The following is a 7,246-nucleotide window of genomic DNA, read 5'->3' as shown; positions in this document are numbered from 1 at the left end:
CGGGCGGGGCGACGCCGGTCCGGGGCGCGACGCGGGGGCCGCACTACCCTGGGCCCGTGCCGGAGGCCGGCTGGTTCCCCGACCCCAGCGGGCAGCGCGACCAGCTGCGCTGGTGGGACGGCCGTGCCTGGACCGGGCTGGTGCGCCCCGCCGGCCCTGACCCCGCCCCACCGCCCCGGGCGCGCGGCGTCCGCCGGCTGCTGGTGGTGCTGCTGGCCGCGGTCGCGGTGGTGGTGGCCGTGGTCGCGGTGGTCGTCACCCAGGTCGTCCGCCCGCCCACCGGCGGTACCGCCCCGGATGGGCAGTCCACCCGCCAGGTGTGCCCGATGCCGACCTCGGTGGCCAGCCCGGCACCGCAGACCGAGACCGGCCGGGTCACCAGTGGACGGATGTCGGTGCCGGAGCTGGGCCCGGAGTGGAGCACCCAGCCCGACAACCGGGTGCCGTTCGGCCGGCAGATGATGCGCCAGCAGATCCTGGTCGACACCGACCCGTCCTGGATCGTCTCGCTCAACGTCGGCACGATGGTCGCTGGCGACGGCTTCTTCACCCCGGAGCAGGGCGTGCACGTGGTGATGCCGTGCCTGGTCGCGGAGTACTACCCCGGTCGCGAGGTGCAGCGCACCGACCTCGTCGACGAGGCCCGCACCGTCGACGGCCACCCCGCCTGGGTGCTGGAGTCCGAGCTGACCTTCGACGTCCCCGGGCTCGACTTCACCTCCGAGCGGCTCGTGCTCGTCCTGGTCGACCTCGGCGACGGCACCGCCGGCGCGGTGGTGGTCGACCTCCCCGCGATCGCCCGCGACCGGGAGCCCGTCCTCCGTGCCGCCCTGGACGACATCCGCGTCGACGCCTGAGCCGCCCGGTCGCGCAACGTTCTCCTCGCGGTCAGCGCATCGAACGCCGGACGTCACCGGCGCACGGTCTGCTACCAGCAGCCCCCACCACCGACCCCGACCCCGGAGCCGACATGAGCGAGACCCTCAGCCGACGCGCCCTCCTGGCCGGCACCGCCGCCGCCGGGCTGACCCTGGCGGTGCCAGCCACCGCCTCGGCCGCCACCACCGCCGTCGCGGCGTTCCGCCTCGTCCGGGCCGCCGCCGGTGAGCCCGCCACGCCGGAGATCACGCTGCCCGAGGGCTACAGCATCCTCGCCGGCACCCGCTACTCGGTCGCCAGCCGCCTGGAGTACTACACATTCGTCACCGGCCCGGCCAACCCCGCCGGCATCGAGGTGCAGGTGACCTGGCCGGGCGTCCTCGTCGAGTCGGTCGTCTACCTCGAGTCCCGGCTGCCGGTCCGCCGCGACCGCCGCGAGTGGGACCGCTTCACCTTCACCTTGCCGATCACCCGCGCCACGGCCAACGACAACCAGCCGACCCTGCAGATCTGGAGCTACGTCGAGCGCACCGCCGGGCTGGAGTTCAACCTCCAGCACAACGACCCCGACCGGGTGGCCGGGCCGTGGACGGGCGTCGCCTGGCCCGAGAAGGAGGTGCGCTCGCAGGTGCACCAGCTCTTCGCCGCCTCCGCGGTGCTGCGGGCGTCGGGGCTGCAGGCGGCGGCCGCGGCCAAGGGCCACCGCTGGTTCGTCCAGGGCTTCGAGACCAACAACACCCTGCACGCCGACAACCCACCGCACTGGCACATCACCTACAACTCCGGCCCGGGCTTCAACAGCCCCACCCACAACACCCACTTCTGGTTGGACGCCGACGCGCGCAACTTCTACAACGGCATGGACGTCACCGGTCTGGGCCGGCTCAGGCACTACGTGGGCGACCCCGCCGCGATCTACGACTTCCAGGGTGGTGCCAACGGCGGGCGCGGCGAACTCGTCGCGACCATGACGATCCGGGAGGACGGCGGCATCGACATCGCCCCGCCCAGCGGCCCCGTCTACGCCATCGCGGCCGGCGAGCGCGGCTCGCTGGTGCGAGAGGTGACGGTGCTGCGCGACGAGCGGCCGTGGCTGCGGATCGAGACGAAGGACGAGGTGCGCCTGGGCCGGACGACGGTGCGCACCACCGGCCTGCAGGACCCGGCCGAGACCAGCAGCCGGGTGCTCGCCTACGACCCCCTCACCGGCAGCCTGCGGTGACCGACGCTCGGCTCAGCTGAAGTGGGTGAGACCGCCGCGGGGTTCCGGGGAGGGGGCGGCGTCGGCGACGGTGAACGGGCGCTGGCCGCGGAGCCACTTGGCCAGCGCGTCGCCCACCACCAGCCGGTAGGGGAACGCCGAGCCGGCGGCCTTGCGGCTGAGCACCTCCACCGGCAGCGGCCGGGCCGAGCCGAGCATCACGAGGTTGCCCAGGCGGCGGCCCTTGAGGGTGGCCGGTTCGCTGCTGACCAGCCGGTGCGGCCAGTGCTCGGCGATGCCGGCCAGCACGCGTCGGCCGTAGTCGAAGGGGGCGAGGTCAGTCAGGTTGGCCATGAAGGTGCCCGCCGGCGTCAGCACCCGCGCGACGTCGGCGAGGAACTCGGTGGTGGTCAGCTCCGGTGGCACCTGCCCGCCGACGAAGGCGTCCAGCACGACGACGTCGGCGTAGTCGGCCGGCATCGCGGCGATCCCGTTCAGCCCATCGACCGCGCGCACCTTGATCCCGCTGTGGCGGCCCAGCGGCAGCCGCTCCCGGACGACCTGGGTGAGCTCGGCGTCGGGTTCCAGCACGATCTGCGCCGAGCGTGGACGGGTGTGGGCGACGTAGCGGGGCAGGGTCATCCCGGCGCCGCCGATGTGCACCACCCGCAGCCGCTCCCCCGCCGGCGCGCAGGCGTCCAGGGCGTCGGCGATCCGCTGCACGTAGTCGAACTCGAGCCGGGTGGGGTCCTCCGGGTCGACCCAGGACTGCTCGGTCTCCCCGGTGCGGACCACGAAGGCCCCGGCCACGTCGCGGTCGGGCACCAGCTCGGAGCGGGGACGGTCCTCGGTCACCTGCCGCACCCTAGACCTCCGCACCCGCCCTCATAGGGTGTCGGCATGGCCGAGCCGATCTCCGACTACGCCCTGCTCAGTGACCGCCGCGGCGCCGCCCTGGTGAGCCGCCGGGGCAGCATCGACTGGCTCTGCCTGCCCCGCTACGACTCCCCCTCGCTGCTGGCCAAGGTGCTCGGCGACGACAGCCACGGCCACTGGACGCTGGCCCCGACCGACCCGGCGGCCCGCACCTCCCGGCGCTACTCCGGCGACTCCTTCACCCTGCTCACCCGGTGGGAGACCGCCGACGGGGTGGTCGAGGTGAGCGACTTCATGCCGCTGGGCGACGCCGGGCACCACGTGGTGCGCCGGATCCGCGGCCTCTCGGGGACGGTGCGGATGCGTCAGGAGGTGCGCTTCCGCTTCGACTACGCCGGTGCGGTGCCGTGGGTGCGGCAGTCCCCCGAGCTGGGCGACGACGCGCTGCTGGCCACCGCCGGACCGGACATGGTGGTGCTGCGCGGCAGCCACCTGGACGCCGCGGACGACCGCAGCCACGCCGCCGAGGTCGACGTCGCCGCCGGGGACGTGGTCGACCTGGTGCTCACCCACCAGGCCTCCCACCTGCCGATGACGCCGCCGATCGACGTCGACGCCGCCGAGCGCGAGACGGCTGAGGAGTGGCACGCCTGGGCGGAGTCGGTGCACCACGACCACCAGCCGTGGTCGGCGGAGGTCCGCCGCTCGCTGCTGGTGCTCCGGGCGCTGACCCACGCCGACACCGGCGGCATCGTCGCCGCGGCGACCACCAGCCTGCCCGAGCAGCTCGGTGGGGTGCGCAACTGGGACTACCGCTACGTCTGGCTGCGCGACGCCGCCCTGACGATCGACGCGCTGCTCACCCACGGGGCGGTGGAGGCCGCCGAGGAGTGGCGTGACTGGCTGGTCCGCGCCATCGCCGGGGACCCCGAGGCGATGCAGATCATGTACGGCATCGCCGGTGAGCGGCGGCTGCCCGAGTACGAGATCACCTCGCTGCCCGGGCACCGCGGGTCGGCCCCGGTCCGGGTCGGCAACGGTGCCTACCTCCAGCGGCAGTGGGACGTCTACGGCGAGGTCAGCTGTGCGCTGCACCGGGCGCGGGAGTCCGGGCTGCGGGTCGACGCGGTGGCCTGGCAGATGCAGCGCGCGATGCTCACCTACCTGGCCGAGCACTGGGACGAGCCGGACTGCGGGCTGTGGGAGATCCGGGGCGAGCCGCGGATGTTCACCCACTCCCGGGTGATGGTCTGGGCGGCCTTCGACCGCGGGGTGCGGGCGTGCGAGCAGTTCGGGCTGGAGGGCCCGGTCGAGCGGTGGGCCGAGCTGCGGGACCGGATCCGCGCCGACGTCTGGGAGCACGGCTACGACGCCGAGGCCCGCAGCTTCCGCCAGTCCTACGACCGTCCGGGGGTGGACGCCGCCCTGCTGATGCTGCCGCTGGTGGACTTCGTCGCCTGGGACGACCCGGCGATGGTCGGCACCATCGAGGCGGTCGAGCGCGACCTCGCCCGCGACGGGTTGATCCTGCGCTACGACGTCGGGGTGGCCGACGACGGGGTGGCCGGTGAGGAGAGCCCCTTCCTCATCTGCAACTTCTGGCTGGTCGAGGCGCTGGCCAGCACCGGACGGCTGGAACGTGCCACCGAGCTGATGGAGCGGCTCGTGGCGACCGCGAACGACGTCGGGCTGCTGAGCGAGGAGTTCGAGCCGAGCACGGGCGAGCAGCTCGGCAACCTGCCGCAGGCGTTCTCCCACATCGGCCTGGTCCGAGCCGCGGACGCCATCGCCAGGGCCCGCGGCGGGCAGCCCGACGGGGCCTGAACAGGCCACCGGTTCCCGCGACTGTCCCCACCGGGGGACGCTCAGGCTCTTCTCAAGACCGCCGCCGTTTTGGGTGAATTCCTCACAGATCACCCCACCGGCGTCGACCCCTGGCCTACTGTGTCGACTGCACCAGGTCGGGGGACACGGTGTGCCTCGGGGGAGGCAAGTTCGAAGAGGACATGTCGGCATGCCACACGTCGGTTCAGCCGTATCCGCGCACGCCGCGGGCGGCCACGCATCGGTCACATCCATCACCGCTCCGCGGGCGAGCACGCCCGAGGTCGAGCCGGTCACGAGCACGGTCAGCCTGGTCGAGCGCCCGGTCGCGCCCGTCCGCACCGTCCCGCTGAGGCACGGCCACGGCACCGCCGGGATCGCCCGCTACCGGGCCCTGCTGCTCGCCGGTGACGTCGCCGGTGCGGCCCTGGCCTGGTTGGCGACCACCCAGCTGGGCCAACTGCTCGGGCTGGGCGCGCTGCCCGCCTGGGGGCTGGTCCTGCTGGCCGCCTGGTGGGTGGGGGTGCTGACGGCCAACCGGGGCTACGAGTCGTTCCGCCTCGGGGTGGGCAGCGACGAGCTCCGCTCGGTGTTCCGCTCCGCGGCCCACACGCTGATCGGCGCCGCCCTGCTGGGTGCGCTGCTGCAGAGCAGCCTGGTGCTCACCGGCGTCCTGGTCGCCACCGCAGCCGCGACCGTCCTCGCCCTGCTCACCCGGCTGGCGCTGCGCCGCTGGCTGCACGCGGCCCGCCGTCACGGCCACTACCTGCAGGACACCCTGGTGGTGGGGTCGCTCGCCCACGTCTCCGACCTGGCCGACCGGCTGCTCAGCGAGCCCGACGCCGGGATGCGGGTCGTGGGCTACTGCGTCCCGCGGCAGGAGGTGGCCGCGGCTCGCGAGGCCGGGTTGACGGTGCTGGGCGACACCGAGCACGTGCGGACCGTGGTGATGGCGCTGGGGGTGCGCCGGGTGGCGGTCGCCAGCGGGCAGTCACCGAGCTACCTGCGCGAGCTGGCCTGGTCGCTGGAGAACCTCGACACCAACCTGCTGGTGCACCCGGGCGTGGTCGAGGTGGCCGGCCCGCGGATGCACCTGCGCCCGATGATCGGGCTGCCGCTGCTGCAGATCGAGCAGCCCCACTTCTCCGGCTGGCGGCCGGTGGCCAAGCGCGCCACCGACATCCTGCTGTCGGCGTTCGGGCTGCTGGTCGGCGCGCCGCTGATGCTGGGCATCGCGCTGGCGATCCGGCTGTCGGACGGCGGTCCGGCCTTCTTCCGCCAGGTGCGGGTGGGACGCAACGGGCGCACCTTCACGATGCTGAAGTTCCGCTCGATGCACGTCGACGCCGAGGCCATGCTGGCCCGGCTGAAGGCGGCCAACGAGGGCGCCGGACCCCTGTTCAAGATGGCCTCCGACCCGCGGATCACCCCGGTCGGACGTCTGCTGCGACGGACCTCCCTGGACGAGCTGCCCCAGCTGATCAACGTGCTGCTCGGCACCATGTCGCTGGTCGGACCCCGCCCGCCGCTGCCGACGGAGGTGACCGAGTACGAGCGCGACGTGCGCCGCCGGCTGCTGGTCGTGCCCGGTCTCACCGGGCTGTGGCAGGTGAGCGGCCGCAGCGCGCTGAGCTGGGAGGACTCGGTCCGCCTCGACCTGCGCTACGTCGAGAACTGGTCGCTCGGCTCGGACCTGCTGATCCTGTGGAAGACCGCCTTCGCCGTCCTCGCCCGCCGCGGGGCCTACTGACACCGAAGCCGACCGGCGGCGCGCGAGGGGGACGAAGCCGCGCCAGTCACCCAGACCCACCAGCGGGGCCGACTCCGTTCCCCCCAGGAAGACGCCCCGCTGGTGGCCATCCGCAGGTGAACGTCGGCCGCCGGTGCGCCGGGCTCACCCAACGCCCTGAGCCTGTCGAAGGGCGGCCCTCAAGACCGGTACGCCGACCACCCCAACGCCCTGAGCCTGTCGAAGGGCGAGCATCCGCACCTGTCCGCCGTGATCCCCCGAGGGCCGGGGCGCCGCCTTGGCTGCTCGCGAGGGATACCGGTCGGGCGATCGGCTCAGACGCGGACACGGTACCGAGCGCCACCCTGCGGGGGAGCGCTTCGACAACCGGGTGACGGGAGCTCGCCCTTCGACGCGCACCGCTACCAGGAGATCGCCCTTCGACAGGCTCCGGGCGCTGGGATGGGTCGCGGGAACTCGCCCCTCGACAGGCTCAGGGCGCTGGGACCGGTCCGGCGTGGACGAGTGCTCGGCCGCGGGGGGACGCACCAGCGGGGCCGCCCTCCTTCCCCCCGGGAGGGAGGCCCCGCCGGTGTCCAGACCCGTCACCCGAGGTGACGGGCAGTCTCAGACCCGGGTCCGCGCGGCCAGCGGGCTGGCGGGCCAGAAGAGCCGGCGCCGGCCGGTGCCGGCGACGCGGGCCTTGGCGCGCCGCCGCGGCTGGCGGTCGCCGAGGG

General features: G+C 74.0%; 5 protein-coding genes. 4 read left to right on the top strand and 1 reads right to left on the bottom strand.

What is annotated here, in order from left to right:
- The first annotated feature begins 56 nt into the window (after window positions 1–56).
- Both DVA66_RS14680 and DVA66_RS14675 read left to right on the top strand, forming a co-directional pair.
- Window positions 57–857: a DUF2510 domain-containing protein gene (locus tag DVA66_RS14680; protein ID WP_114560757.1), complete on the top strand. Its 801-nt coding sequence runs from the start codon at window positions 57–59 to the stop codon at window positions 855–857.
- A 113-nt stretch (window positions 858–970) separates the two neighbouring features.
- Window positions 971–2,101, top strand: coding sequence for a hypothetical protein (locus DVA66_RS14675; protein WP_114560756.1), 1,131 nt, complete (start codon window positions 971–973; stop codon window positions 2,099–2,101).
- Between the two features lie 12 nt (window positions 2,102–2,113).
- Here DVA66_RS14675 and DVA66_RS14670 read toward each other — a convergent pair whose 3' ends face one another.
- A complete protein-coding gene (locus DVA66_RS14670; RefSeq protein WP_114560758.1) occupies window positions 2,114–2,935 on the bottom strand; it encodes a spermidine synthase in 822 nt (273 codons plus the stop codon).
- 45 nt (window positions 2,936–2,980) lie between these two features.
- Between DVA66_RS14670 and DVA66_RS14665 the strand changes: the two genes are divergently transcribed.
- Together DVA66_RS14665 and DVA66_RS14660 are read left to right on the top strand one after the other, a co-directional pair.
- Window positions 2,981–4,780 (top strand): glycoside hydrolase family 15 protein, encoded by a 1,800-nt coding sequence (locus tag DVA66_RS14665; protein WP_114560755.1) that lies wholly within the window; start codon window positions 2,981–2,983, stop codon window positions 4,778–4,780.
- A 190-nt stretch (window positions 4,781–4,970) separates the two neighbouring features.
- On the top strand, window positions 4,971–6,530 hold the full coding sequence (locus DVA66_RS14660; RefSeq protein ID WP_114560754.1) for a sugar transferase: 1,560 nt from the start codon (window positions 4,971–4,973) through the stop codon (window positions 6,528–6,530).
- The last annotated feature ends 716 nt before the right edge of the window (window positions 6,531–7,246 follow it).

The organism is Desertihabitans aurantiacus (genome assembly GCF_003344635.1).
Taxonomy (GTDB): domain Bacteria; phylum Actinomycetota; class Actinomycetes; order Propionibacteriales; family Propionibacteriaceae; genus Desertihabitans; species Desertihabitans aurantiacus.
This window is presented reverse-complemented; position numbering and strand designations above follow the sequence as displayed.